A 24,768-nucleotide genomic window follows, 5' to 3' on the forward strand; every position below is an offset into this window, starting at 1 on the left:
GCAAAGGTAACAATCTTTTTCCTTCCTGCAAGCTTTATTTTAAAATAAATCCTGCCCTATCCCCTCTATTGTACGCTTTTCAATTAACTCCCTCTCCTTCCGAGCGGGTTGCAAAGGTAGGAAAAATCACAACACCCACAAATGGATTTGAAGGTTTTTTTGAGGGAATTCGGCTAAATAATTGGTTTACAGCAGGAAATAATGTTGCGGGGAACCAAACAATTGGCGCTTTAGCTTGTTAGGCTGGCTTTGCAAGGTGCTTTTTAACCACAAAGGGCACGAAGAAAGGCGCAGAGCACGCAAAGCCATTGCCACGATTATAGGCTTTTTTCATCATTAAGCAGTTAAGAGAATTAAGGTTTTAAGGCGGTTTTTGCTTTTTTGGTGCCATGAGGTTACATCATTTACAGCAATTGCATCAAAAAAAGGTGCTAAAAGAACCCATGGAGAAGGAACAAGCTTTGCTAATAAAAGCTAAGTATCATTAGTGAATGGCATAATTATCGGGATATTGAACAATAATTAATACTTTTACCGCTTTATTATATGATCCTTATTATTAATGAAATCAACGCTTAAAATATATTTGCCTTTACTCTTTATTTTCGTTGCAAAGTTTGGTTATGCCCAAAATTATAAAAATGAGCTGGTAGTTATTTCGGAAAACGATGCTTATATAGATATTACCAGCGACCGTTATTATACCAATGGCTTCTTTATTAAATACAGGCATGCTTTAAATGGTGCAAACCTAAAACCAGGAAAAAGCAAAGAGGTAGTCGGTTTTGAACTCGGTCAGAAAATATACAACCCTTATTATAGCTTTGTGCCAAACCCTGCACTGCACGACCGGCCATTTACAGCGTATTTATATGGCGAGGCCAATTACAGCCGGTTTTACGAAAACAAACAAATGTTAAAGGTTACAGCACAGGCAGGGCTCACAGGTAAAGATGCCCTGGGAGAAGAGTTTCAAAAGGCTTTTCATAAACTGGTTGGCCAGAACCAAATTGAAGGCTGGGAATATGCATTAAACAGCGAACCAACCTTAAATCTGGGCATAGAGTACAACAAACGCCTGATGGCTACTCCCAATGAAATATTTGATATTACCGGAACTGCATCTGCCGCTGTGGGCAATGTAATAACCAAAGCTAATGTGGGTGTCCTACTCAGGTTAGGGAAATTTAACGAAATGGATGGCTCGGCTGCTTTTAATAGCTTAGTGAGCAATAACAATAAAAGCAATGCTAAACGGAAATACGAACTTTTCCTTTCGGTTGCACCTCAGTTACATGCGGTAGCCTTCGATTCGAGCCTACAGGGCGGCCTGTTCTTAAACAACAAAGGCCCTGTTACTTTTAAACCAAAACCCATAGTTTTTACCACACAGGTTGGTTTAACCTTTGCTATTGCCCGTTGGACAGCCAATTACACGGCCACATTTACTTCGAACGAAGTTAAAAACAGCGCAACAGGGTATCGTTATGCTTTTTACAGTCTTGCTTATCGTTTTAGTAAAAGTTAATATGAAACCACTATGATTTTTCAAACCACAGTGGGATGAATAAATCTGGTAGCTTCATCACAATGAAAATAAATTTATAAGGATGAAAAAACACTTACTCTCTTTTGCCTTACTTTTTACAGGTTTATCTTTTACTAAAGCGCAAATAGCGCCAGAAAATCACTCCATTATTATTAAACCGATATTTGGTACACATGTAAATAACGATCAGGGGCATTTGTTTCAGGACCAGATAACAGGGTTTGACGCGGCCTATTTTAAGGACATTAGCCAAAACAGCGATAAATGGATTGGATTTAGCGGAGCCAAATCGTACGGTATCGGTTTTATTTTCAGAGACTTAAGTAAGCTCAAAGGAACTAAAGACACTTCAGCCAATGCATTCGGTCAGGTTTATGGTGCTGTATTACAGCTAGATTTCCAGTTATTCAAAATAGGAAAAGCTAAATTTAACTTTACGCCAGGCGTAGGTTTGGGCTACACCAATAAATACTACTTTAACAACACCAAAAACAGATTCCTGGGCAGTCCGGTTAACGAAACCATTAAAGCAGACCTGGGGATGGAACTGCCCCTGGGCAAATACGCTGATTTACTGGCTGGCTTCGGTTTCCTGCACGTTTCTAACGGTGGAGCTACTGTGCCAAACGGTGGATTAAATACCGGAAATGTATATATCGGACTGAAACTAAGCAACCCTAAGCAACTTACTGCTGAAAGAAAAAGCACTTATACTACTTTACAAAGAAATTCCATTGAGCTTAGTGCGGGTTTGGGGGCAAGAGGTGTATTTGCCGATAACACCAAAAGTCTTTATAAAAGCGGATTGTATGCAGGCTATAATTTCTATTTAAACGATATCATATCGCTAAAGGCCGGGGCTGATGCCGTTTATTATTTTACCGTATATGACCCAAATCGTAATGGAGAAACCTATCAAAATTATGGCACTTCTTATGACAGATGGCGTACCGGCTTGAGTATCGGTGCCGATATTAATTTATGGCGCGTTACTGTAGCTGCCCAGATTGGAAAATATATTCACTACAACAGGCTAATGGAAAAAGCAACCTGGTACTGGACATTTGGCCCTACTTTTAACATTACTCAACATATTGGTTTACAAGCCAAAACCTACATGCACTTTGCACAGGCCGATTATGTAAACTGGGGTGTAGTGTACCGTTTTTAATATTGTCCGGTGCTTAATAATACCAGCGTACAGGCTTCAACAGGTTCAATATTGTGCTTAATCAATAGTTCTTCGAGTTCGGCATTCTCTGTACCAGGATTAAAAATGACCCTTTTAGGCTTGGTGGCCACGATATAGTCGTGGTATTGCGCTTGCAAAGCAGGGCCTATATATAAGGTGATGGTATCAATATCGGTATGGATCTGACCAGGCTTTTCAATTTCAACACCGGCAACTGCTCCGTTCTTAATACCTACGTTAACAATATCATGGTTGAAACGCTTAAGCATATGTGCTGCCTTATACGAGTACCGTGATGGATTTGGCGATGCGCCTATAATGAGTGTTTTATTCATACCGTATAAATTAAAAGAATAGATGCCTAGAATTTAGAAAGTAATGCAATTTGACCTGAATGGTAAGCATGGTGTTGGGCCAAACCACTTAAAAGCTCAGTATTGGTTACACCTGTTCCTAAAGCCGGATTCCTTTCGTCTTTTACTTCATCTTCCCAGTGGTTGGCTTTCAAATTCTCGCAAATGCGGATCAATTCTTCGTTAGCCACTTTAAAATTAAAGATGATCCGTTCCCAGCCCTGAGGTGTTTTACTTTCTGGCATAGGCCAATCGCCCCGTTCTGGCTCTCCTGCTGGTTTACCGGTTAGCCTCGAAGTTACCTCCTCTGTCCACGCGGTTAAATGCAGGGCAATTTCGGCAATGGAATGCGCGCCCACAATAAAATGCTTAAACGCTCTTTCGGGATTTACATTATTTAAGGTTTGCATTACATGATTGCCGTGCCAGGCGTCGCCGTTAAAAGCTTTTCTAACTTCGTTCGTAATATTAAACATAATTAAACAACAACCTGTACAGTATAAAGTTTGTTAAGATACCGTCAATATCGCGTTTGCACAGTTAATGCCATCAATAGCAGCCGAAACAATTCCGCCGGCATAACCAGCCCCCTCAGCACAAGGATAAAGCCGTTTTATCTGTGGATGCTGATAGGTTTCCTTATCTCTCGGAATACGCACCGGGGAAGAAGTCCTGCTCTCTACACCTACCAGAATAGCTTCATTAGTAAAGTAACCCCTGATTTTTTTTCCGAATAAAGGCAGTGCTGCGCGCAAACTATCGGACACAAAATCTGGCAGAATATTCTCCAGCATAGCGCTTTTTGTACCTGGCAGATAAGAATTTTTAGGTAGATCGACCGATAATTTACGATTTACGAAATCGACCATGCGTTGCGCAGGCGCAACCAGATTACCACCTCCGGCTTCGAAAGCCACTTTTTCTATTTCGGATTGAAAATTAAGCATCCGCAGCGGATCGTAACCTTGAACATCGTTTAAAGTAACCTGCACCACGGTACCTGAATTAGCGTAGGGGTTGTTCCGCTTTGATGGCGACCAGCCGTTTACCACAATTTCATTCTCGCCTGTTGCACAGGGTGCAATAATACCTCCCGGGCACATGCAGAAAGAAAATACTCCCCTACTGCCTACCTGCTCTACCAAACTGTAATAAGCGGGCGGTAAAAATTCTGACCGGATATCGCAATGGTACTGGGCTGAATCGATAATTTCTTGCGGATGTTCTATACGAACCCCCAAAGCGAAAGGTTTTGCTTCGATCAGGATATTTTTCCTGTTCAGCAATTCGTACACATCTCTGGCCGAATGACCGGTTGCCAGAATAACATGATCTGCAAAAAGTTTATCCTGAAAATTAATCTCGATGCCTTTTACCGCCCCATGTTCGGTTAAAATATCGGTCATCTGACTATCAAACATCACCTCACCACCTGCATTTAAAATGGTTTCTTTGATAGCGGTGATAATGTGTGGTAATTTATTGGTACCAATATGCGGCCGGGCATCGATGGCAATATCAGGCTCGGCACCATGGCTCACAAAAACCTGAAGCACTTTATTAATATCGCCACGCTTATTGGAACGGGTATATAACTTACCATCCGAATAAGTTCCGGCACCGCCCTCCCCATAACAATAATTGGATTCGGTATTTACAACCCCCTGTTTATTAATGGCAGCCAAATCTCTGCGACGCTGTTTTACATCTTTACCACGCTCTACAATAATCGGTTTTAATCCGTTTTCGATGCATTGTAAGGCTGCAAACAAACCTGCAGGCCCTGCACCTATAATAATAACGGGTTTGGCCGATGCCACATTGGGGTAATTAACGGTATAAACCTGGGGAATAGCTTCTTCATCAACAAAGGCCCTTACCTGTAGCCTGAAAATTACTTTACGGGAACGGGCATCAATGGATCTTTTTAATATTTCGTGGCCCTTAATTCGCGATACAGGTAGTTTTAGCGCCTCGGCAAGTTTCTGCTTAATCACTTCTGTTTGCTCAACCTGGTTAGGGAGCAAAGTAATTTCGATGTCTTTTTGCATATCATGTCAGGTTTTTATCCCGAATCGATACAAAGATAAGCATCTGAAAGCACATTTGATGATTTTGGAAGACTATCTCAGATTACATAACGCTCATTTTTCAGAAAGCATTTACAGTATTTCATCAGTAACTAGCGGGTAAAATTGTTTTTCTTTGTTGCTACTTTGCAGGTTTTCCGTGCTACTGTTTTAAGTAGTTAATCCTGCACTCCAAACTAAAAATGGTTTCCGTTGAATATTCTTTAGCACAAAAAACTAAATCTTTTTTTGAATGTGGCCAGCGAAGGCATTTGCCAACCTGTCAGATAAAAATTGAAACTGTAACAAAGGCATGCAATTTGATATCTAATTCGTAAATTGAGCAAAATCAATTAGATTAAAAACACAAAAACCATAAAAATGAAAAGATTAATATTTGGGATTTTAGCTGCAGTTATTGCAGTAAGCACTTTAAGCTCTTGTGGGTATAACAGCATGGTTAAACTCGATGAGAACGTAAAATCGAAATGGGGAACAGTACAAACCCAATATCAACGGAGAGCAGATTTAATTCCGAATCTGGTAGCAACTGTAAAAGGGGCAGCCAAATTTGAACAGGGAACCTTAACCGCTGTAACTGAAGCACGTGCTAAAGCTACGCAAATGACGGTTAAAGCGGATGAACTAACGCCAGAAAACATTCAGAAATACCAGGCTGCACAAGGCCAGTTAAGCCAGGCTTTGGGTAAATTATTGTCTATTACAGAGAATTACCCTGAGCTAAGGGCTACCCAACAGTTTAGCGATTTATCTGCTCAGTTAGAAAGTACAGAAAACAGGATTACGGTTGCCCGTAAAGATTTTAACGATGCCGTACAGGAATACAATGGCAAAATCAGATCGTTTCCAACCAATTTAACTGCCGGAATGTTCGGTTTTAAAGCTAAAGGTTATTTCGAAGCTGATGCTGCTGCAAAAGATGCACCTAAAGTAGAGTTTTAATCTTTTAACCATAACATTTAAGGGTAGTAAATGTTTATTTGAACATTTACTACCCTTTTTACTTCACACAAAATTAAGCACATGTCGTTATTTTCGGATATTGAACAAGAAAAAATAGCCAATGCCATTGCCGATGCTGAAAAAGCTACTTCGGGAGAAATCAGGATTGCTATTGATAAATATTGTGAGGCTGATCCATACGAAAAAGCCATTGAATATTTTGTTAAACTGGATATGGATAAAACCGCCAGAAGGAATGGCGTATTGATTTATCTGGCACACGTTCACCATAAATTTGCCATTATAGGCGATGTTGGGATTAACCAGCTGGTACCTTATGACTTTTGGGAAACAACCAAAATTGCCATGACTGCCCATTTTGCCAAAGGTAATTTAGCCGATGGCATTATCGCTGGTGTAACTTTGGCCGGAGAAAAGCTGGCTTTATTTTTCCCTCCACAAAAAGGCGATATTAATGAATTGCCGAACGACATTGTTTTTATGGATCATCAAGAAAATAAGTAATGAAAAAAATATTTCTTTTATCGTTACTGGCTTTACTATTCAACTTTGCATTTGCACAGGATTTCCCGGAGAAACCAAATACACTGGTTAACGATTATTCAGGTGTCCTCTCTGCCGAGCAGAAACAGGCCCTTGAAAGTAAGCTGGTGGCTTTTGATGATTCTTCATCTACACAAATTGCTATAGCGATACTAAAGTCGGTAGGCGATTACGACATTAATGAATATGCAGTAAACCTGGGCAGAAAATGGGGTGTTGGCCAAAGTGGCAAAAACAACGGTATTATGATTGTTGTGGCTGTTGGCGATCGGAAAATCTCTATCCAAACAGGTTACGGCGTTGAAGGGGCCCTACCCGATGTTTATGCCAAACGGATTATCGACAACGACATTAAGCCCGAATTCAGGGCCGGAAATTATTATGCCGGACTGGATGCAGCAACTACTTCTATCATTAAATATACCAAAGGCGAATACAAAAACGATAAACCTAAAGTAGCAAACAGAAAGAGCGGTGGCGGCGGCAGTATTATTATCGTTATTATTATTGTTATCGTAATCCTGATCATTATGAGAAAAGGTGGCGGCGGCGGTAGCGAGGTAATTGGCGGGCGTGGTGCTTCTAATGCTTTATTCTGGGCAATGCTTTTTGGTAGTGGCGGCGGTGGCCGTGGCGGGGATAGCGGCTGGGGCGGAGGCTCTTCAGGCGGCGGAGGTGGTTTCGGCGGATTTGGAGGTGGAAGCTTTGGTGGTGGTGGATCTAGCGGAAGCTGGTAAGTTAGTTCAATTGTTCATTGGTTCGATAGTCGATACTTGGAACTTTTTGAGTGCTGAACGTTACATGAACCTTATAACCGATTTAACATTACAACAACTAAGTTAGGAACTCCTTAAATGTTGAACGTTACACAAGCTTTATAACAGCTTATAACCTTACAACAAAAATGTACAGAAAAGATTTAATTACAGCAGAAATACAAAAACTAGCCGAAGTACTGGCCCGTATTATGGGTCTGAAACTGGAAGGAAAGTTTAAAGAAGCCCAGTCGCTTTTTGATGAGACGATGGAGAAAAGCTTCGTGCTACCGCTCGGTGTTTTGGAAAGCCACGACTTAAAAGCTTTTGAAAACTGGCTTAACGAAGGTAACCTTGCACCCGAAAAGCTGGATTCGCTTAGCGAGTTTCTTTATTACGAATTAGGAATCAGTGCCGAAAGGAATTCGATTATTGCACCTAAATTAAATTTAGTGTATGAGTTTTTATCAGATAAACATAAGATTGTACATTTGGTTAACCTGCACCGTCAGAAAACAATACAACAATACCTCAGTTAGGAGCCGGTAGCTTTTAGTTTGGCAGAAATTCAATTAATATAAAATAGATGATTATAGAAAAGTGGCAGAAAATTGCCTCTAAATATTTAGTACAGGAAAAGTGGGCTACTTTAAGGGTAGATGAGGTTAAATTGCCCGATGGTATTATCAAAGACGATTACTACGTTTTAGAATACCCTAACTGGGTTAACGCTATCGCTTTAACCGAAGAAGGAAAAATAATTATGGTACGTCAGTACCGTCATGCAGCCGATATTGTTTCGCTCGAAGTACCAGGCGGTGTAATTGATGGAGATGAAGCGCCGGAGTTTGCCATAAAACGCGAGCTTTTAGAAGAAACCGGTTATAGCTTTAAAACCTGCAAATTAATCGCTGAGCTTTATCCTAATCCGGCTACGGCTAATAACATTACTTTTACCTATTTCTTAACAGGAGGCGTTAAAACCCACGAACAACACTTAGATGAACACGAGATTTTAAATGTTGAAGAATATACCATTGAAGAAGTAAAACAGCTGATTAAAGAAAACAAGATTGCGCAGGCCTTACATGTTGCAGCTTTGTTTTATGGATTAGAAGAAATAGCTAAAGGTTAAATAAAATCTGAGATAGGCCCCTTATTCCTATCTCAAAAATTACAGGTAAAAAAGCAGCCAGATGATTAAAATCTGGCTGCTTTTTTATTGAACAATAAGTTTGTATGAAACTTAGCTCATTTTTAGTTTTTTCTGGATATCGTGTACGTATGCTTTAAACTTTTTATCAGTATCGATCAGATCTTCTACTGTTTGACAAGCATAAATTACGGTACTGTGATCGCGGCCACCAAAGAAAGCACCAATTGTTTTTAGTGATGATTTGGTATGGCTCTTAGATAGGTACATCGAAATCTGACGTGCCTGAACAATTTCGCGTTTACGTGTTTGCGATTTAACCATATCAACCGGAACTTCAAAATACTCGCAAACCAGTTTCTGAATGTATTCCATTGAAATTTCTTTCGAGGTATTTTTGATAAAGTTCTTCAGCATTTGTTTTGCCAAGGCTAAATCGATTTCTTTTTTGTTCAAGGTAGCTTGTGCCAGCAATGATACCATAGCCCCCTCCAGCTCACGCACATTGTTATCGATGTTGTGCGCTACATACTCAACCACCTCGCCTGGTAACTCAATACCATCAGCATACATTTTCTTTCTTAAAATCGCAATACGCGTTTCCAGATCAGGAATTTGCAAATCAGCAGATAAGCCCCATTTAAAACGGCTTAATAAACGCTCTTCCAAACCAGCCAAATCTTTCGGCGCTTTATCAGATGTTAAGATTACCTGTTTACCCGATTGGTGCAAGTGGTTAAAGATGTGGAAGAAAATATCCTGAGTTTTTTCCTTTCCGGCAAAGTTGTGCACATCATCCATGATGATTACATCCATTGCCTGATAAAAGTTAACGAAATCGTTAATCGTGTTGTTCTTTAATGAATCAACAAACTGCTGGCAAAATTTCTCGCAACTCACATAAATTACCAGCTTATCCGGCATGCTGCGCTTAATCTCATTTCCGATTGCCTGCGCCAGGTGGGTTTTACCCAAACCTACTCCACCGTAAATCATTAAAGGGTTAAAAGATGTACCACCTGGTTTAGCCGCAACAGCATAGCCTGCCGAACGCGCCAAACGGTTGCAATCTCCCTCAATGTAATTTTCGAAAGTGTAGTTTGAATTTAATTGTGGATCAACATTTAATTTCTTTAATCCAGGGATAATAAACGGATTTTTAATATCCTTATTAATGGAAACCGGAATCGGCATCGATTGTACCTTTGCCTCCGCGCCATTTCCATTTGAGGGCATATTGGTAGTATAAGGATTACCGCTGTTTGATGATTTATCTACAACGATATTATATTCCAACCTGCCATCCTCTCCAAGTTGTTTTTTTACCGTCTTGCGTAGCAAGCCTACATAATGTTCTTCAAGCCATTCGTAAAAGAACAAACTTGGCACCTGTATGGTTAAAACCTTGCCTTCCAATTTAAGGGCTGTTATTGGCTCGAACCAAGTCTTGAAACTTTGGTTCGGGATGTTATCCTTAATAATTTGGAGACAGTTCTTCCATACTTCTGTACAAGTTTTTTCCATTGCGATTTTTATAATTTATTGGTTTTCAGTTCCGATTCGATATAAAGGGATGGTCCGTTTCGGGACTACGAATATTGAGAAAATTATCAACATTTTAAACAAAAATTTCAAATAAATCGTAACCCTCTGATAAGGAATTAAGTAGCCTGCTTAACCTCAATTTTTTATGTTAATAACTATTTATTAACACTGGTTTTCCACATTTACAATTATTTAACGCGATTGTCTCCGGTTAATTTCAAATCACCGTTAAAAAGCAAATTCCAAGCCATTTTAAGCCCAAATTTGCAGCAAAATGCAATTCAGCACCCGAAAACACTGATAATCAAACAGGTACAGGGTATAAATAATATGTCGTTTAAGGAAGTGATTTGTATCATCGGCTGATTAAACGCTGTAATACTTTTTTTGTAGCTATTATCCGACAACGAACCGATCATTTTGCACCCGGCAACTAAGCTGCTATCACCTACCAGATCAGCTGCTTATTAACATGGCTGAAAACGATTTTAATGAACTCCGAAGGTAGCTCTCAGCACATCGGCGATCTCGCCCAGGGTAGCGTACTTTTCAACAGCATCAATTATCAAAGGCATTAAATTGGTGTCGCCCTGGGCAGCTTCTTTTAATACACGCAATGCCTCATCTACTTCTGCCTGATTGCGCGTTGCCCTCAGGCGCTCCAGCTTTTCAGTTTGTAGTTTCCGGATAGAATCGTCGATATTAAAAACCTCGGTTAAGCCTTCTTCTTCCTGCGTAAATTTATTCACCCCTACAGAAATCCGCTCGCCGCTTTCAATCTCTTTCTGATACTGATAAGATGCATCTGCAATCTCATTTTGCATATAATCGCTCTCAATAGCATTAACAGAACCGCCCATCGCATCTATCCTGTCGATATACACCCATGCGGCCGCCTCAACTTCATCGGTTAAGTTTTCGACAAAGAAGGAACCAGCTAACGGATCAACTGTATCGGTTACACCGCTTTCAAAGGCAATAATCTGCTGTGTGCGCAAAGCAATTTTGGCAGCCGATTCTGTAGGGAGCGACAAAGCCTCATCGTAACCATTGGTATGCAGCGATTGCGTACCGCCTAATACCGCCGCCATAGCCTGATTACTCACCCTGATTACATTATTTAAAGGTTGTTGTGCCGTTAAAGTAGAACCACCGGTTTGGGTATGAAACCTAAGCATCTGCGCCTTTTCATCGGTAGCACCCAAATCTTTGGTGATTTTTGCCCACATCCGGCGTGCAGCCCTGAATTTTGCAATTTCCTCAAAAAAATTATTGTGGCAGTTAAAAAAGAAAGACAGCCTTTTGGCAAAAACATTAATATCTAAGCCTTTATTCAAAGCTGCTTTTAAATAGGTTTTGCCGTTGGCAAGTGTAAAAGCCAGCTCTTGCACCGCTGTCGACCCCGCCTCGCGGATATGGTAGCCGGAAATGGAAATGGTATTCCACTTAGGCACTTCCTTACTGCAAAACTCAAAAATATCGGTTATTAAGCGCATCGACTGCTTGGGAGGATAAATATAGGTTCCCCTGGCAGCGTATTCTTTTAAAATATCGTTCTGTATGGTTCCCGAAATCTGTTTTAAATCTGCCCCCTGCTTTTTAGCCAGTGCAATGTACATGGCCAGTAGAATTGAAGCGGTAGCATTAATGGTCATCGAAGTAGTGATATCCTTTAGCTCAATTCCATCAAACAGGATTTCGATATCCTGAAGCGAATCAATAGACACTCCTACTTTTCCAACTTCGCCATCAGCCATTTCATGATCAGAATCATAACCAATCTGTGTAGGCAGATCGAATGCAACCGATAATCCCGTAGTGCCCTGAGCCAATAAATAATGATAACGCTTATTCGATTCCTCTGCAGTAGAAAAACCGGCATACTGCCTCATGGTCCACAGGCGGCCACGGTACATATCTTTCTGTATGCCCCTGGTAAAGGGATATTGTCCCGGCTGCTCTTCCATGGGGCTGGCCGAAGTGTATAGCCCTTTTATTTCAATGCCTGATGTAGTGGTATGTTTCTTCGTGCTCATATATTTGGTTCATTAGTCATTAGTTCATTGGTAACTGCAAACTGCATAGGATTAACTGTCTACGAAATCCAGATCGGTTGTCATCCTGAGCGGAGTCGAAGGATCTTACGCGAACCCATTTCACAGTCGTCATTGCGAAGCACTGCCAGTGCGAGCTAGCTTGTGCCGATTTTATCGGTAAAGCGATCTATTTAAACAATTAACCAATTAACCCACCTTAACTGCCGCTTAAAACAATTGGTTAATATCCTTCTTGATCAACTCCAGTGTTAAATCGTAAGGATTTTCATTGATAGTAGCCATGTGCTGCAAAATAGACTTGCTAACTTCAATTCCGTTCGAACCAGCCGGTAAACCTTGCACGGCATTATTGATCATCCCAATGGTATCATCCTTTAATTTACGTACCACACCCCAGGTTACTGGATCTACATACAGCTGCTGGGTAATGTTGTGTTGGTATTCTGCACGGATTTCGCTTAAGATACCCGCTTGCAAAGTAGCCATATCTATACCCTGCTGATGAAGGCGAAGCAGGAGATTTGCCGGGTTAATCCGGTCGACAAAGATGATTAACCGCTCGTGTGCCTGTAATCTTAACGGTAATAGGTGCGCTCTTGTTTCTTTATTCAGTTCAATAGTTTTTAAGTTAAAGAAACGCTGAATATCGCCCTTTAAAATATAATACACAGCCATTAGTGCAGTAAAAACGCCTGCAAATAAGATTACTACATCAATTAAAATCTGTTGGGTATTCATAAGTATTGTTTAAATACGGTAATATTAGCTGACCGTTAAAAGCAAAAATGTGCATTATTATTTATATTTGTGACAGATAAAATTTAAATAACATGAGCACAACAGTTGATACAGCATTTGCACCAGTTACTTTTTCGGAAGGAGCAGCCAAAGAGTTATATAAATTAAGAGATCAGCAGGAAATTGGCGAAGATTACGGCTTACGCGTTGGTGTAGAGGGTGGCGGTTGCGCTGGCATGAACTACATACTGGGTTTTGATCAGAGAAAAGATGGCGATCAGGAATTTTTGATCGATGGCATCAAAGTTTTCATGAACAAAGCACACCAGATGTACTTAATGGGCATGATGATCGACTGGCAGGATGGCTTAAACTCGCGTGGTTTTACCTTCATTAACCCTAACGCAACCAGCACCTGTGGCTGTGGCACGAGTTTCTCGGCATAAATAAAATATTATTGTAACATATCGTACAGTCCCCTTGTCTAAACATCGGGACTTTTTTATTTTTACCACAAGCGGTTTAAAGTATAAGGTTTAGGCGGAAGCCTACCTTACTACTTAATTCTTGATACTTACAATAAATGAATTACAGAGAAAACATCAGACTGGCATTAGAATCTATTAAAGGTAACCGCTTGCGTACCATGCTTACTGCCTTAATTATTGCCATAGGTTTAATGGCTTTAGTTGGGATTTTAACCACACTTGATGCTGTAAAGAAAAGTATGACCGATGCTTTTAGCAGCATGGGGGCCAATTCATTCACGATACGTAACCGCGGTACCGGTATCAGAATTGGAAATGGTAAAAGGCCCAAACCTTTTAAGGCGATCCGCTACGAAGATGCTGTAAAATTTAAAGACAGCTTAAATACACCCGCAACTGTAGCCGTAAGTGTGTTTGCCAGCGGTGGTTCTACGGTAAAATATGGCAGTTTAAAAACCAACCCGAATATCAATGTGCAGGGCATCGACGAAAATGGCTTGGCTTCGCAGGGCTTAAACTTATCGCAGGGCAGGAATTTTAGTGTTTCCGAAATACAACTGGGAAGTAACGTATGCATTGTAGGTGGCGAGGTAGTAGAAAAACTTTTTAAAGATGCTGATCCGCTCGATAAGCTAATTAACGTAGGTAACAACCGTTTTAAAATTGTTGGGATATTAGAGAAAAAAGGATCGAGCATGGGCTTTAGCGGCGATAGGGCCGTTTATGTTCCCTTGTTAAAAGCGAAACAGATTAATGCAAATGCCAATCCATCTTACACCATCACGGTAATGGTACCCAGCAATGAAATGCAGGAGAACATTATCGGAGAATCGACAGCATTGTTCAGAAATATCCGCAAGGTAAAGGTAAACGAAACCAATAATTTCGAAATTACCAAGAGTGATGCCATTGCACAAACGCTTTTCGAAAACCTGGCTTTTGTAGCCATCGGCGGTGTTGCCATTGGTATTATTACGCTCATTGGTGCCTCAATCGGCTTAATGAACATCATGTTGGTTTCGGTTACTGAGCGTACGCGCGAAATCGGAATCCGCAAGGCTATTGGTGCCAATCCGCAGGTAATACGTCGTCAGTTTTTAATTGAAGCTGTAGTAATTTGCCTGATGGGCGGTGTACTCGGTATATTTTTAGGTATTGTACTGGGGAATATCATATCACTGGCCATGGGCGGCGCATTCCTAATTCCGTGGCTGTTTATTATCGGCGGTTTCGTATTATGCGTACTGGTTGGAATCCTTTCGGGATATTACCCTGCCAAAAAAGCATCGAAATTAGATCCTGTAGAGGCGTTGAGATACGAATAATTAAAATTCAATAGTTCATTGGCCAATGGTTAATTAGTTAATGGCCTGCAACTATGCAAAAAATAAATAAAAGAATGTCGATTATAAGGCATTTTGTTATTTGGCACTTTGCTGAAACCAATGAACTAATGACAAATGAACCAGTGAGCTTACAACAAGGAATTCCTCAGCTGGTGCTGACTGAGCAAATTTTCGATTAAAGGTGTGCTTAAGCTATCTTCTAACGCGGCGGCATGCTTTAAGTGATGCATATCGCTACCCATAAAATCGATCAGGTGGTTTTCTACCATTTCTTCAGCTACTTTTTTTGCCCCAGCACCATAATAGCCTGTTAAGGCAATGGTATTTACCTGCAGCAGGCAACCCGTTTCCCTAATCTGGTGATAGTTTTCGAAAGCTTGATGATAGTAGGGATACCTTTCGGGATGAGCCAGAACAGGCTTGTAGCCAGCATCCTGAATTATTTTTATAAAATCGAGTAGGTTTTGCGGCGCATTGATGTACGATAGTTCAAAAAGTAGGTAATCTGAACCAAAAGTTAAGACCTCCTTTTGCCTGATCTTTTTCTCCAGGGTTTCATCCAGATAATATTCTGCGGCAGCATTAACCTCCAGATCTATCTCAGCTTCCTTTAATCCCTTTCTTAACACATCAAGCCCACGGTTAATGGTATCGGGTGTATTGCGGTAATAATCGGCCATGATGTGCGGCGTGGCAATCAGTTTATGGTAGCCCAAAGCCTTAAATTTTTTGGCCAGCAGTAAAGAATCTTTTATTGTTTGTGCGCCATCATCAATACCCGGGATAATGTGCGAGTGCATATCGGCCCCAATATTGGAGAAATTAAATTCGGGTACTATTTTTTTCTTTTTAAATAATCCGAACATAATGGTAAATCATGGTTTTAACTTATTTCCCTTGGCAGATTACTTGCCTCGGCTGCTCCTGCAAATTTAGAGGAATAGATTTTATGGAGCAAATGATTAAAATCTTCGCTCAAGTCGAATTGGTGGTCTTCGTGAAGTTTTTTAAATTTATTTAAGGTTACCGCGGTTGTTTTCAGATAAAATGCTGTAAATAATATCATAAAATCGCGGTAACCAAAAATTGATTTCTTATAATCGAAAGGAAGGGCATTGAGGATAAACAATTTCAGTTCTACCTCCCCTAACGGATCTTTCGTAACCTTGTAAAAATGATTTACTGTGGTGATCATTTTCCGGACTTTTACCAAAGCTTCTTTCGCATTCAGCTTGTGTATTTCCAAAATCTGCTCATCTACATCGGCTTTAATCTTTTCTTTCCGGTCGTTTAAATCCGTTTCATCCTCCAACAATTTATAATGAAGATGTTCGGTAAGCACTTTATCTTTTGCAATTAAACGCAGTAATAACTTGTCTTTTTCTTTAACAGGCAAACTGATAATGGCTTCTTTAAGATCTTTGTGCTCCGATAATTTCATTTAAAAAGGGTTAGCCTTAATGTATTTTTCCCATTCCCATGCCGAGCGCATCATTTCGTTGATATCCAGATTGGCTTTCCAACCCAGTTGCGCATTCGATTTCTGTACATCACCATAAATCTGCACAATATCCCCTGCTCTTCTTGGACCGATTTTATAGTCGAGTTTTTCATTGTTTACTTTTTCAAAAGCAGCAATAATCTCTAAAACCGACGAACCTGTACCGGTACCGATATTGAAAACATCGTAATTGCCATTTGGGTTTCCGTTTTCTAAAAGTTTAATGGCAGCAACGTGTGCTTTAGCCAAATCCACCACGTGGATATAATCGCGGATGGCAGAACCATCTGGCGTATCGTAATCATCTCCATAAACAGTAATCGGACCGCGTTTACCAATAGCAGATTGGGTAATAAAAGGAACCAGGTTTGCCGGAACACCATTTGGCAATTCGCCAATCAATGCTGTTTCGTGCGCACCAACCGGGTTAAAATAACGCAATGCGATGATATTCAAATCTGGTGTTACCGCAGCAGTTTCAGCTAAAATTTCTTCTGCAATCTGTTTGGTGTTACCATAAGGCGATTCTGCCTTTTGTACCGGTGCTGCTTCGGTTACCGGTAAGCTTTCCGGCTGACCGTAAACGGTACATGAAGAAGAGAATACGAAATTAATTTTTCTGTTGAACGAGGTTAACAGGTTAATTAATCCGTAAAAGTTGTTTTTATAATATTTTAAAGGTTGCTCTACCGATTCGCCTACTGCTTTTGAAGCTGCGAAGTGGATAATTCCATCAATATCGGTATGGTTTTCTGCAAATTCCTGCACAGCTTTATCATCCTGAAGGTCGATTTCGTGAAAATCAAACCATTTGCCAGTAATGGCATGAAGCTGGGTTAAAATTTTAATGTTCGAATTAGAAAGGTTATCTACAATTACAACTTCGTATCCTGCGTTGTGTAATTCTACTGCTGTGTGCGAACCTATGTATCCTGTTCCACCAGTAACTAATATTTTTGCCATTTTAACGGTTAAATGTGGTAAAATCTTTATGATCTATCTTTTCCAAAGCCTCTGGAGGCAATGATTTAAAATATTCGTATGTAATTTTTAATCCTTCAGCACGGTCTACCTTCGGCTCCCAACCTAATATCTCTCTTGCTTTGGTAATATCCGGCCTGCGTTGTTTCGGATCATCCTGAGGAAGTTCCTTGTACACAATTTTTTGCGAGGTACCGGTAAGTTTGATAATCTCTTCGCAGAACTGCTTGATGGTGATTTCATCCGGGTTACCAATGTTTACCGGCTGGGCATAATCACTCATCAGTAAACGGTAAATTCCCTCAATCAAATCATCAACATAACAGAAAGAACGGGTCTGACTGCCGTCACCGAAGATCGTTAAATCTTCGCCCCTTAACGCCTGCCCAATAAAAGCCGGTAAAACACGTCCATCGTTTAAGCGCATTCTGGGCCCATAAGTATTGAAGATCCTTACAATCCGGGTTTCTACACCGTGAAAGGTATGGTAGGCCATGGTAATGGCTTCCTGAAAACGCTTGGCTTCATCGTAAACACCACGAGGGCCAACCGGATTTACGTTGCCCCAGTATTCTTCTGGCTGTGGATTAACATTCGGATCGCCGTACACTTCAGAAGTTGAAGCAATAAGCATCCTTGCGTTTTTATTTCTGGCCAATCCCAACAGATTGTGTGTACCCAACGAGCCTACCTTGAGGGTCTGGATCGGGATTTTAAGGTAATCGATCGGACTTGCCGGCGAAGCAAAGTGCAAGATGTAGTGAAGTTTACCCGGAATATGTACAAACTTGGAAACATCATGGTTGTAAAACTCAAAATTTTCGAGTTTAAACAAATGCTCAATATTTGCCATGTCGCCCGTAATCAGGTTATCCATTCCGATAACATGAAAACCCTCTTTCACAAAGCGATCACAAAGGTGCGAACCTAAAAATCCGGCTGCACCTGTAATCAAAATTCTTTTTCGACCCATTTTAATCTATTAGTTTTCTACCTATGCTATTATAATAATAGCCAAGATCGATCATTTTTTGCAAATCATACAAATTTCGACCGTCGAAAACCACTTTATTTTTCAAAATACTCTCAATTTTATCAAAATCGGGGTTACGGAAAACCGACCATTCTGTTGCAATTAACAGTGCTTCAGCACCTTCCAATGCTTCGTACTGGTTTTTGGCATAGTTAACCTTATCGCCCACAATATTTTTCACATTAGCCATTGCTTCCGGATCAAAAACGGTAACCGTAGCACCATTCTTCACCAGTTCATCGATAATATACAAAGCTGGTGCTTCGCGGATATCGTCAGTTTCAGGTTTAAAAGCCAGGCCCCAAAGTGCAAAATGTTTGCCTTTAATATTGCCTTTGTAGTATTTTAAGACCTTATCTACCAGGATTGTTTTTTGCCTTTCGTTAACTTCCATTACCGATTTTAAAATCTGGAAATCGTAAGCATAATCGTCGGATGATTTAACCAAAGCCTGCACATCTTTCGGGAAACATGAACCGCCGTAACCCACACCAGGGAAAAGGAAACGTTTTCCGATACGGTCGTCTGATCCAATACCACGTCTTACCGCATCAACATCTGCACCTACCAATTCGCAAAGGTTTGCAATTTCGTTCATGAAGGTAATTTTGGTGGCCAAGAACGAGTTTGCTGCGTATTTAGTCAGCTCCGAAGAACGCTCATCCATAAACAGGATCGGGTTTCCCTGACGCACATAAGGCGCATACACCTCGGTCATCAGTTTTTTGGCCCTTTCGCTTTTGGTACCCAAAACCACACGGTCTGGTTTCATAAAGTCATCAACAGCCACACCTTCTCTTAAAAACTCAGGATTGGAAACCACATCCACTTCAATTGAAGTATTTTCGGTAAAAACAGCTTTTACCTTATCTGCTGTACCCACTGGTACTGTTGATTTATTTACGATTACTTTATACTCCGTAATGAGCTTCGAAACGTCTTTAGCTGCGCCTAAAATGTAAGAAAGATCGGCAGCACCATCTCCACCCGGAGGCGTTGGCAAAGCCATAAAAATAATCTGCGCATCTTTCACTGCTTCAGCAAGATTGGTGGTAAAAGTTAATCTTTCCTGCTCAATATTTCTATGGAACAAAAGGTCTAAACCAGGCTCATAAATAGGCACCTCGCCCGCCTGCATCTGTTTAACCTTTGCTTCATTAATGTCAACACAAATAACATCATTTCCTGTTTCTGCTAAACAGGTTCCGGTAACTAAACCTACGTATCCTGTACCAATAACGGCTATTTTCATTTAGAGTATAATTTATTTTTGTCTGTAACGAAACGATCCTGACTCATCTAATTGCCTTGATTTATAGGCTAAATCCCGATGGTTTCATATATTATTAAGCTTTTTAAATATATTCCTTTTATCTTGGCACGAAGATATGAAATTACACTAATGCTTTTGCTTTACATAATCGGAATTCGGCTTTACATTTTGCTAATAAGGATCTTTTCCTTATTTAATCCTAAGGCTAAACTATTCATAAAGGGGCGTAAAAACAGTTATACACAAATTGTTCAGCGCATTAATCCGCAAGAAAAACACATTTGGTTCCATTTTGCTTCTTTAGGCGAATTTGAACAAGGCCGACCGGTCTTAGAAAAACTGAAAACGCTTTATCCTGCTAAAAAAATCGTGGTTACTTTCTTTTCGCCTTCGGGTTATGAAATTAGAAAAAATTATGCTTTGGCTGATGTTTTTTACCTGCCCTTTGATACCAAAAAGAATGCCGCATGGTTTATTGAAAGTATTAACCCCGAGATGGCCATTTTTACCAAATATGAATTCTGGCATTTTTATTTTAAAGCGCTCAAAGACCGCGGCATTCCTTTGTATGTAATATCGGGTATTTTTAGAGATAGCCAGGCCTTTTTTAAATGGTATGGTAGCTTTTACCGCAACATACTTAAAGCAGTAACCTACTTTTTTGTTCAGAATGAAGAGAGTGAAAACCTGTTAAAATCAATTGGTTTAAACAATGTAACCATCAACGGCGATACCCGTTTCGATCGCGTTTATGAAAATGCGCAGGAACCAAAGGAACTGCCTTTGATAGCACAATTTATTGATGGCAAACCAACTTTGATTTGCGGCAGCACCTGGCCCGAAGACGAAAAATTACTTGCCGCATTGCCTGCCAAATATCCTGACTGGAAATTTATCATTGCACCCCACGAAATCCACAGCAGTCACATCGAAAGCATTGAAAAGCAGTTCCCAGTTGGCAGTTTGCGGTTTTCGGCATTCAGTTCAGGTAATCAAACGCCAAAATCCAGTCAGCAAATACTCATCATTGATAATATCGGTATGCTTTCTGCTTTGTACCAGTATGGTAAAGTGGCTTACATTGGCGGGGGGTTTGGTGCCGGCATACACAATACTTTAGAGGCAGCAGCATTTGGCCTACCAGTTATTTTCGGGCCTAAATATGATAAATTTCAGGAAGCCAAAGATTTAATTGCCATTGGCGCAGCGAAAAGCATATCGTCTACAGAAGAGCTGATTAGCGCCTTTAATGCATTTGCAGACAATAAAAATGCAGCCGATGCAGCAAAAAAATATGTAGCCGATAAAAAAGGGGCAACAGATCAGATTATTTCGATGATTACGAAATGAGCTTAGCCTGAGCGATTTCTGTTACAACTGCCTGAATAGACTGATCGATAGAAACCGTTAGTACATCTTGTTCATCATTTTGTGGTTCCTCCAGGGTATCGAATTGGCTCTGCAGTAAACTTGATGGCATGTACTGATGCGAACGCATCTTGATCCGATCGTGAATTAAATCGAAACTTCCTTTTAGATATACAAAGCTGATGCTCGGATTATCGATCCGCAATAGCTCACGGTATGCCTTTTTTAATGCAGAACAGGCTATGATGCATGATGTACCATGTGCCACATGTTCACGGCCAACTTTGGCAATCAGCTGAAGCCAATCCAAACGGTCTTCGTCTGTTAATGGAATGCCCGCCGCCATCTTATCTACATTGCGCTGTGAATGGAGGTTATCGCCATCAATAAACTCAGCATTTATCCGTGGCGCAAGCGCTTTCCCAATAACGGTTTTACCACTTCCCGAAACGCCCATTAAAACGATAAAACCTGCCATTTTTAATTATTTAATCATTCCGGCAAGTGCCTCAATAAATACCGGACTATCGTTTAAGCTTTCTACCAGCTGAACATGCTCGCCGCCTAACTCCCTAAACTCTTCATGGTATTCTACGGTAATTTCGTAAAGGGTTTCCAGGCAATCGGCCACAAAAGCCGGACTAAAAACCAACAAACGCTTTTTACCTTCTCCAGCTAACTTTTTAAGCACATCGGTGGTATAAGGTTGTACCCAGGGCTCTTTACCTAAACGCGACTGAAAGCAAACAGTATATTTGTCTTTCGCCAGGTTTAATTCTTCGGCAATTAATCGGGCGGTATCATGTCCTTGTGCAGAATAACAGAACTTATTTGTATTGTTTAATGTTTGACAACAATCGCTACTTTTTAAGCAATAACTGCCGGTATGGTCGCACTTCAGTAATTGGCGTTCAGGTAAACCATGGAAACTGAACAACACATGATCGTAAGTCTCTATCTGATGTTTCCTTGCATTTTCTGCAAAAACCTTTATCATTAATTCGTTATCATGGAAAGAATTAACAAAGGAAATTGGCGGAACAGTTGGCCATTTTCCCACCAGCTCCATAACCAATTGCATTACCGAGCCAGTACTGGCCGATGCATATTGCGGAAACATTGGAATAACCTGAATACTTTCTACCAGACCCAATTTCAGTTTATCGAGTGCTGATGCAATTGAAGGATTTTGGTAGCGCATGGCTAGCTCTACATGGTATTCCTCGCCCAGTCTTTCTTGCAACATTTTAGCCTGCAACTTACTGTAATACAAAAGCGGCGAACCATTTTCGTTCCATATTTCGCGGTACAATTTAGCGGTTTTAGGGCTACGGAAAGGAACAATAATTCCCTTAACCAATAGTGTACGGTTTAGTTTAGGAATATCAATTACCCTTTCGTCCATCAGAAACTGATCAAGATATTTTTTAACATCGGCTGTTGCCGCACTATCGGGTGTTCCTAAATTTACCAGTAAAATTCCCTTTTTGCTCATTGATAATAAAATATGTTACGTGGCGCAAATATCGCGTATTTATTGTTTTTAACCTATGTTAAAAAGTGATGAAAAACATTTTTTCGTCAATAGAAAATAATATTAATGGTGAATATTCTCAGTTTGTTTAGCGCGACTTGCTATGATCGGTAAATTCTGAATTACGAAATGTGATTCCGTGTTAAATTGTAATAGCTAATGCCACTGGTAAGGCTTACTTTGTTTTATACAGTTGCCACCAGGGGGTAGCTGGCTTTTGGTGATGTTCTAAATGATAGCCAAAAAAGTAACAGGTAATGAATGCAATAAAATGGTTCTTTTGTAGTGTTGAAGCATGATATTCGTTATCGTGCTCTCCTTTGTGTGGCAAATAAGTACCAAAATAAAATAGCTGAAACGTGCTTAGCAAGGATGGCAGCACCCAAAATAACAAGAGGTTTTTCTCGGGTACCCATATTTTCAGAATGTTATAGGCAATGGCCATAATTACCAATTGAATTACCGTTACATAATTTAACATAAACCTGAAATACCATTTCCAGAAACCATGTGGTGCAAAATCAGGATCTTTAGCCGTATGTACATGATTGTGATGCTGGTGGTGTTTGGTATATAATCGGTTATAAAAAAAGCCCGCATACAAGAACACAGCAAGGTAACCGAAAAAATTGTTCGCTTTTCTATTGGCCGAAATTGTACCATGCATGGCATCGTGTGCAGTAATAAATAAACCGGTATACAAATGCATCTGGACCAAAACCATCAAATAAACGAATGGATTGCTCCAGGCAAAGTTCCAATTTAGCATGAAAAAAAGGGATATAAGCCAGCAGGAAATAACCAGAGTTGCAGCACCTGAACCAATCCAAGATTTTTTATTGTCCATGGTTTAAAATAATTATCAATTGTTATTATTTAAACTACAAAGCCAAATCATTGGTTTTAACGACTTTGATTTTAAAGTTGATTGGTGTCATCTCGTCCCAAATCCAATTATAATACTCAATCACTTTACTTGCGCTTAAATGTGGTCTATCGGCAGTAGTATGAGCATCTCCAACAACTATTACATGGTAATCTTTAGTGATAGCCGATTTCACGGTAGAATCGACACAAAAATCAGTCGCACAACCCGTTATAAATAATTCGGAAATATTGTGTTTGGAAAGAGTATCCTCCAGCTGTGTATTATAAAATGCATCATTTGCTGATTTTGAAACCACATAATCAGTATCGCATTTGATCAATTCTGGTAAAAACTGCCAATCTTTAGTATCTGGTAAAAAAATATTTTCTTTAGTGCCGTTATGTTGAACAAAAATTACCTTATCATCATTCATTCTGAAATAATCCGATAATTTATTAATCCGCGCAATTACACCCAAAGTATCATAACGCAAATCATAGGGTTTAAAGCTACCAATCTGCATATCTATTATTAATAATGCTCTCATATAAACAACAATTATTAACCGATAGATTTTATCATTAATATTTTTCTAAAGCAGCCTTCACATTTTCCATCAACCACATTGGCGTAGAGGTTGCTCCACAGATACCTACTTTATCATTTTCGGTAAACCAGGCTTGGTCCAGTTCTTCAACATTAGAAATGAAGTACGAATTTTCGTTATATTTTTTACATACATCGTAAAGCACTTTCCCGTTGGATGATTTTTTACCTGAAACGAAAACAATCTTATTGTAATGACTCACAAAATCTTCCAACTCCTGATAACGGTTAGATACTTGCCTACAAATAGTATCGTTAGCCTTAACATCGTAGCCACGGCTCAACAATTCATCTTTAATGTGGTAAAATTTATCGGTACTTTTAGTGGTTTGACTGTACAAGGTAAATTTCGCCGGGAGCTCAACATTATCAAGCTCGGCCAGATCCTGAAAAACAATCGCTTTACCATCAGTTTGTCCCTGCAAACCAATTACTTCTGCATGGCCATGCTTACCAAAAATAAGCACTTGTTCTTCATCGTCGTGCGAGTTTTTAATCCTGTTCTGCAATTTTAAAACCACCGGACACGATGCATCAATCAAGGTGAGGTTATTTTCTAAAGCCAACTGGTAAGTTGAAGGTGCTTCGCCATGCGCCCTGATTAAAACCTTTTCATCACGTAAATCTTTTAAAATTTCGTGATCGATAATTTTCAGTCCGCGTTTGGCTAATCGTTCAACCTCTTCATCATTGTGTACAATATCGCCTAAACAGTATAAATAACCATCGTTATCTAAAATATCTTCGGCCATTTCTATTGCGTACACTACACCAAAACAAAAGCCTGATGATTTATCGATGTTAACCTGTAAATTGTAACCCATTGCAATAC

27 protein-coding genes are annotated in these 24,768 nt (G+C 40.0%); 11 read left to right on the top strand and 16 right to left on the bottom strand.

Going from position 1 to position 24,768, the window contains the following annotated elements:
- From HWV58_RS24335 to HWV58_RS21410, 3 genes are all read left to right on the top strand, one after another.
- The coding region (locus tag HWV58_RS24335) for a hypothetical protein (protein WP_217707044.1) at window positions 1-242 on the top strand (242 nt) is incomplete at its 5' end.
- Window positions 243-562: 320 nt separating this feature from the next.
- Window positions 563-1,528, top strand: a complete 966-nt coding sequence (locus HWV58_RS21405) for a lipid A deacylase LpxR family protein (RefSeq protein WP_175636053.1) — start codon at window positions 563-565, stop codon at window positions 1,526-1,528.
- Between the two features lie 82 nt (window positions 1,529-1,610).
- Window positions 1,611-2,720, top strand: coding sequence for an acyloxyacyl hydrolase (locus HWV58_RS21410; RefSeq protein ID WP_175636054.1), 1,110 nt, complete (start codon window positions 1,611-1,613; stop codon window positions 2,718-2,720).
- On the opposite strand, the gene HWV58_RS21415 is transcribed toward HWV58_RS21410, so the two are convergent.
- The 3 genes from HWV58_RS21415 to HWV58_RS21425 are packed head-to-tail and all read right to left on the bottom strand — an operon-like array spanning window position 2,717 to window position 5,145.
- A complete protein-coding gene (locus tag HWV58_RS21415; protein ID WP_175636055.1) occupies window positions 2,717-3,076 on the bottom strand; it encodes a CoA-binding protein in 360 nt (119 codons plus the stop codon). The genes HWV58_RS21410 and HWV58_RS21415 overlap by 4 nt on opposite strands.
- A gap of 26 nt (window positions 3,077-3,102) precedes the next feature.
- Complete coding sequence (locus HWV58_RS21420) at window positions 3,103-3,570, bottom strand: DinB family protein (protein WP_175636056.1); 468 nt, start codon at window positions 3,568-3,570, stop codon at window positions 3,103-3,105.
- Window positions 3,571-3,603: 33 nt separating this feature from the next.
- Window positions 3,604-5,145 (bottom strand): NAD(P)/FAD-dependent oxidoreductase, encoded by a 1,542-nt coding sequence (locus tag HWV58_RS21425; RefSeq protein WP_175636057.1) that lies wholly within the window; start codon window positions 5,143-5,145, stop codon window positions 3,604-3,606.
- 399 nt (window positions 5,146-5,544) lie between these two features.
- On the opposite strand from HWV58_RS21425, the gene HWV58_RS21430 reads away from it, so the two are divergent.
- From HWV58_RS21430 to HWV58_RS21450, 5 genes are all read left to right on the top strand, one after another.
- On the top strand, window positions 5,545-6,126 hold the full coding sequence (locus tag HWV58_RS21430; RefSeq protein WP_175636058.1) for a LemA family protein: 582 nt from the start codon (window positions 5,545-5,547) through the stop codon (window positions 6,124-6,126).
- A gap of 81 nt (window positions 6,127-6,207) precedes the next feature.
- Window positions 6,208-6,651 (top strand): TPM domain-containing protein, encoded by a 444-nt coding sequence (locus HWV58_RS21435; protein WP_175636059.1) that lies wholly within the window; start codon window positions 6,208-6,210, stop codon window positions 6,649-6,651.
- On the top strand, window positions 6,651-7,427 hold the full coding sequence (locus HWV58_RS21440) for a TPM domain-containing protein (RefSeq protein ID WP_175636060.1): 777 nt from the start codon (window positions 6,651-6,653) through the stop codon (window positions 7,425-7,427). Before HWV58_RS21435 ends, HWV58_RS21440 begins: the two co-directional genes overlap by 1 nt.
- A 167-nt stretch (window positions 7,428-7,594) precedes the next feature.
- Window positions 7,595-7,984, top strand: a complete 390-nt coding sequence (locus HWV58_RS21445; protein ID WP_175636061.1) for a hypothetical protein — start codon at window positions 7,595-7,597, stop codon at window positions 7,982-7,984.
- A gap of 47 nt (window positions 7,985-8,031) precedes the next feature.
- The gene (locus HWV58_RS21450; RefSeq protein WP_175636062.1) at window positions 8,032-8,580 is read left to right on the top strand and encodes an NUDIX hydrolase; all 549 of its coding nucleotides are present in this window, start codon (window positions 8,032-8,034) and stop codon (window positions 8,578-8,580) included.
- Between the two features lie 111 nt (window positions 8,581-8,691).
- Here HWV58_RS21450 and dnaA read toward each other — a convergent pair whose 3' ends face one another.
- From dnaA to HWV58_RS21465, 3 genes are all read right to left on the bottom strand, one after another.
- Window positions 8,692-10,122: a chromosomal replication initiator protein DnaA gene (gene dnaA / locus HWV58_RS21455; protein ID WP_025145530.1), complete on the bottom strand. Its 1,431-nt coding sequence runs from the start codon at window positions 10,120-10,122 to the stop codon at window positions 8,692-8,694.
- Window positions 10,123-10,631: 509 nt separating this feature from the next.
- Window positions 10,632-12,179, bottom strand: a complete 1,548-nt coding sequence (locus HWV58_RS21460; protein ID WP_175636063.1) for an acyl-CoA mutase large subunit family protein — start codon at window positions 12,177-12,179, stop codon at window positions 10,632-10,634.
- Window positions 12,180-12,407: 228 nt separating this feature from the next.
- Window positions 12,408-12,938: a DUF7935 family protein gene (locus tag HWV58_RS21465; RefSeq protein WP_175636064.1), complete on the bottom strand. Its 531-nt coding sequence runs from the start codon at window positions 12,936-12,938 to the stop codon at window positions 12,408-12,410.
- 92 nt (window positions 12,939-13,030) lie between these two features.
- On the opposite strand from HWV58_RS21465, the gene HWV58_RS21470 reads away from it, so the two are divergent.
- Both HWV58_RS21470 and HWV58_RS21475 read left to right on the top strand, forming a co-directional pair.
- Window positions 13,031-13,384, top strand: coding sequence for a HesB/IscA family protein (locus tag HWV58_RS21470; protein ID WP_175636065.1), 354 nt, complete (start codon window positions 13,031-13,033; stop codon window positions 13,382-13,384).
- Window positions 13,385-13,521: 137 nt separating this feature from the next.
- Window positions 13,522-14,751: an ABC transporter permease gene (locus tag HWV58_RS21475; protein WP_175636066.1), complete on the top strand. Its 1,230-nt coding sequence runs from the start codon at window positions 13,522-13,524 to the stop codon at window positions 14,749-14,751.
- 149 nt (window positions 14,752-14,900) lie between these two features.
- On the opposite strand, the gene HWV58_RS21480 is transcribed toward HWV58_RS21475, so the two are convergent.
- Genes HWV58_RS21480 through HWV58_RS21500 form a run of 5 tightly spaced genes read right to left on the bottom strand, consistent with a single transcriptional unit; the run spans window position 14,901 to window position 19,539 of the window.
- Window positions 14,901-15,638 (bottom strand): tyrosine-protein phosphatase, encoded by a 738-nt coding sequence (locus HWV58_RS21480; protein ID WP_175636067.1) that lies wholly within the window; start codon window positions 15,636-15,638, stop codon window positions 14,901-14,903.
- Window positions 15,639-15,655: 17 nt separating this feature from the next.
- The gene (locus tag HWV58_RS21485; RefSeq protein ID WP_175636068.1) at window positions 15,656-16,213 is read right to left on the bottom strand and encodes a hypothetical protein; all 558 of its coding nucleotides are present in this window, start codon (window positions 16,211-16,213) and stop codon (window positions 15,656-15,658) included.
- Window positions 16,214-17,236 (bottom strand): UDP-glucose 4-epimerase GalE, encoded by a 1,023-nt coding sequence (galE, locus tag HWV58_RS21490; RefSeq protein WP_175636069.1) that lies wholly within the window; start codon window positions 17,234-17,236, stop codon window positions 16,214-16,216.
- 1 nt (window position 17,237) lies between these two features.
- Complete coding sequence (locus HWV58_RS21495) at window positions 17,238-18,227, bottom strand: UDP-glucuronic acid decarboxylase family protein (protein ID WP_175636070.1); 990 nt, start codon at window positions 18,225-18,227, stop codon at window positions 17,238-17,240.
- Between the two features lies 1 nt (window position 18,228).
- Window positions 18,229-19,539 carry a UDP-glucose dehydrogenase family protein gene (locus HWV58_RS21500; protein ID WP_175636071.1) on the bottom strand — a complete coding sequence of 437 codons (1,311 nt, stop codon included), beginning with the start codon at window positions 19,537-19,539 and terminating at the stop codon, window positions 18,229-18,231.
- A gap of 189 nt (window positions 19,540-19,728) precedes the next feature.
- Here HWV58_RS21500 and HWV58_RS21505 point away from each other — a divergent pair, with 189 nt between their 5' ends.
- The gene (locus tag HWV58_RS21505; protein WP_317174808.1) at window positions 19,729-20,910 is read left to right on the top strand and encodes a 3-deoxy-D-manno-octulosonic acid transferase; all 1,182 of its coding nucleotides are present in this window, start codon (window positions 19,729-19,731) and stop codon (window positions 20,908-20,910) included.
- On the opposite strand, the gene HWV58_RS21510 is transcribed toward HWV58_RS21505, so the two are convergent.
- From HWV58_RS21510 to HWV58_RS21530, 5 genes are all read right to left on the bottom strand, one after another.
- Complete coding sequence (locus HWV58_RS21510; RefSeq protein ID WP_175636072.1) at window positions 20,900-21,406, bottom strand: gluconokinase; 507 nt, start codon at window positions 21,404-21,406, stop codon at window positions 20,900-20,902. The genes HWV58_RS21505 and HWV58_RS21510 overlap by 11 nt on opposite strands.
- 6 nt (window positions 21,407-21,412) lie before the next feature.
- The gene (hemH, locus tag HWV58_RS21515; protein WP_175636073.1) at window positions 21,413-22,423 is read right to left on the bottom strand and encodes a ferrochelatase; all 1,011 of its coding nucleotides are present in this window, start codon (window positions 22,421-22,423) and stop codon (window positions 21,413-21,415) included.
- A 214-nt stretch (window positions 22,424-22,637) separates the two neighbouring features.
- The gene (locus tag HWV58_RS21520) at window positions 22,638-23,231 is read right to left on the bottom strand and encodes a fatty acid desaturase (protein ID WP_235972789.1); all 594 of its coding nucleotides are present in this window, start codon (window positions 23,229-23,231) and stop codon (window positions 22,638-22,640) included.
- Between the two features lie 112 nt (window positions 23,232-23,343).
- Complete coding sequence (locus tag HWV58_RS21525) at window positions 23,344-23,877, bottom strand: isochorismatase family protein (RefSeq protein ID WP_175636075.1); 534 nt, start codon at window positions 23,875-23,877, stop codon at window positions 23,344-23,346.
- Window positions 23,878-23,911: 34 nt separating this feature from the next.
- Window positions 23,912-24,760: a 4-hydroxy-3-methylbut-2-enyl diphosphate reductase gene (locus HWV58_RS21530; protein ID WP_175636076.1), complete on the bottom strand. Its 849-nt coding sequence runs from the start codon at window positions 24,758-24,760 to the stop codon at window positions 23,912-23,914.
- Between the last annotated feature and the right edge of the window lie 8 nt (window positions 24,761-24,768).

The organism is Pedobacter ghigonis (assembly GCF_903166585.1).
Classification (GTDB): domain Bacteria; phylum Bacteroidota; class Bacteroidia; order Sphingobacteriales; family Sphingobacteriaceae; genus Pedobacter; species Pedobacter ghigonis.

What these genes read in the sequence shown, in the direction of transcription:
- HWV58_RS21470 (WP_175636065.1), top strand. Translation starts at nt 13,031, where the DNA reads ATGAGCACAACAGTTGATACAGCATTTGCACCAGTTACTTTTTCGGAA.
- dnaA (WP_025145530.1), bottom strand. Translation starts at nt 10,122, where the DNA reads ATGGAAAAAACTTGTACAGAAGTATGGAAGAACTGTCTCCAAATTATT.
- HWV58_RS21495 (WP_175636070.1), bottom strand. Translation starts at nt 18,227, where the DNA reads ATGGGTCGAAAAAGAATTTTGATTACAGGTGCAGCCGGATTTTTAGGT.
- HWV58_RS21465 (WP_175636064.1), bottom strand. Translation starts at nt 12,938, where the DNA reads ATGAATACCCAACAGATTTTAATTGATGTAGTAATCTTATTTGCAGGC.
- HWV58_RS21445 (WP_175636061.1), top strand. Translation starts at nt 7,595, where the DNA reads ATGTACAGAAAAGATTTAATTACAGCAGAAATACAAAAACTAGCCGAA.
- HWV58_RS21475 (WP_175636066.1), top strand. Translation starts at nt 13,522, where the DNA reads ATGAATTACAGAGAAAACATCAGACTGGCATTAGAATCTATTAAAGGT.
- HWV58_RS21410 (WP_175636054.1), top strand. Translation starts at nt 1,611, where the DNA reads ATGAAAAAACACTTACTCTCTTTTGCCTTACTTTTTACAGGTTTATCT.
- HWV58_RS21435 (WP_175636059.1), top strand. Translation starts at nt 6,208, where the DNA reads ATGTCGTTATTTTCGGATATTGAACAAGAAAAAATAGCCAATGCCATT.
- HWV58_RS21450 (WP_175636062.1), top strand. Translation starts at nt 8,032, where the DNA reads ATGATTATAGAAAAGTGGCAGAAAATTGCCTCTAAATATTTAGTACAG.
- HWV58_RS21485 (WP_175636068.1), bottom strand. Translation starts at nt 16,213, where the DNA reads ATGAAATTATCGGAGCACAAAGATCTTAAAGAAGCCATTATCAGTTTG.
- HWV58_RS21500 (WP_175636071.1), bottom strand. Translation starts at nt 19,539, where the DNA reads ATGAAAATAGCCGTTATTGGTACAGGATACGTAGGTTTAGTTACCGGA.
- HWV58_RS21460 (WP_175636063.1), bottom strand. Translation starts at nt 12,179, where the DNA reads ATGAGCACGAAGAAACATACCACTACATCAGGCATTGAAATAAAAGGG.
- galE (WP_175636069.1), bottom strand. Translation starts at nt 17,236, where the DNA reads ATGGCAAAAATATTAGTTACTGGTGGAACAGGATACATAGGTTCGCAC.
- HWV58_RS21480 (WP_175636067.1), bottom strand. Translation starts at nt 15,638, where the DNA reads ATGTTCGGATTATTTAAAAAGAAAAAAATAGTACCCGAATTTAATTTC.
- HWV58_RS21420 (WP_175636056.1), bottom strand. Translation starts at nt 3,570, where the DNA reads ATGTTTAATATTACGAACGAAGTTAGAAAAGCTTTTAACGGCGACGCC.
- HWV58_RS21425 (WP_175636057.1), bottom strand. Translation starts at nt 5,145, where the DNA reads ATGCAAAAAGACATCGAAATTACTTTGCTCCCTAACCAGGTTGAGCAA.
- HWV58_RS21440 (WP_175636060.1), top strand. Translation starts at nt 6,651, where the DNA reads ATGAAAAAAATATTTCTTTTATCGTTACTGGCTTTACTATTCAACTTT.
- hemH (WP_175636073.1), bottom strand. Translation starts at nt 22,423, where the DNA reads ATGAGCAAAAAGGGAATTTTACTGGTAAATTTAGGAACACCCGATAGT.
- HWV58_RS21430 (WP_175636058.1), top strand. Translation starts at nt 5,545, where the DNA reads ATGAAAAGATTAATATTTGGGATTTTAGCTGCAGTTATTGCAGTAAGC.
- HWV58_RS21510 (WP_175636072.1), bottom strand. Translation starts at nt 21,406, where the DNA reads ATGGCAGGTTTTATCGTTTTAATGGGCGTTTCGGGAAGTGGTAAAACC.
- HWV58_RS21415 (WP_175636055.1), bottom strand. Translation starts at nt 3,076, where the DNA reads ATGAATAAAACACTCATTATAGGCGCATCGCCAAATCCATCACGGTAC.
- HWV58_RS21530 (WP_175636076.1), bottom strand. Translation starts at nt 24,760, where the DNA reads ATGGGTTACAATTTACAGGTTAACATCGATAAATCATCAGGCTTTTGT.
- HWV58_RS21405 (WP_175636053.1), top strand. Translation starts at nt 563, where the DNA reads ATGAAATCAACGCTTAAAATATATTTGCCTTTACTCTTTATTTTCGTT.
- HWV58_RS21525 (WP_175636075.1), bottom strand. Translation starts at nt 23,877, where the DNA reads ATGAGAGCATTATTAATAATAGATATGCAGATTGGTAGCTTTAAACCC.
- HWV58_RS21520 (WP_235972789.1), bottom strand. Translation starts at nt 23,231, where the DNA reads ATGCTAAATTGGAACTTTGCCTGGAGCAATCCATTCGTTTATTTGATG.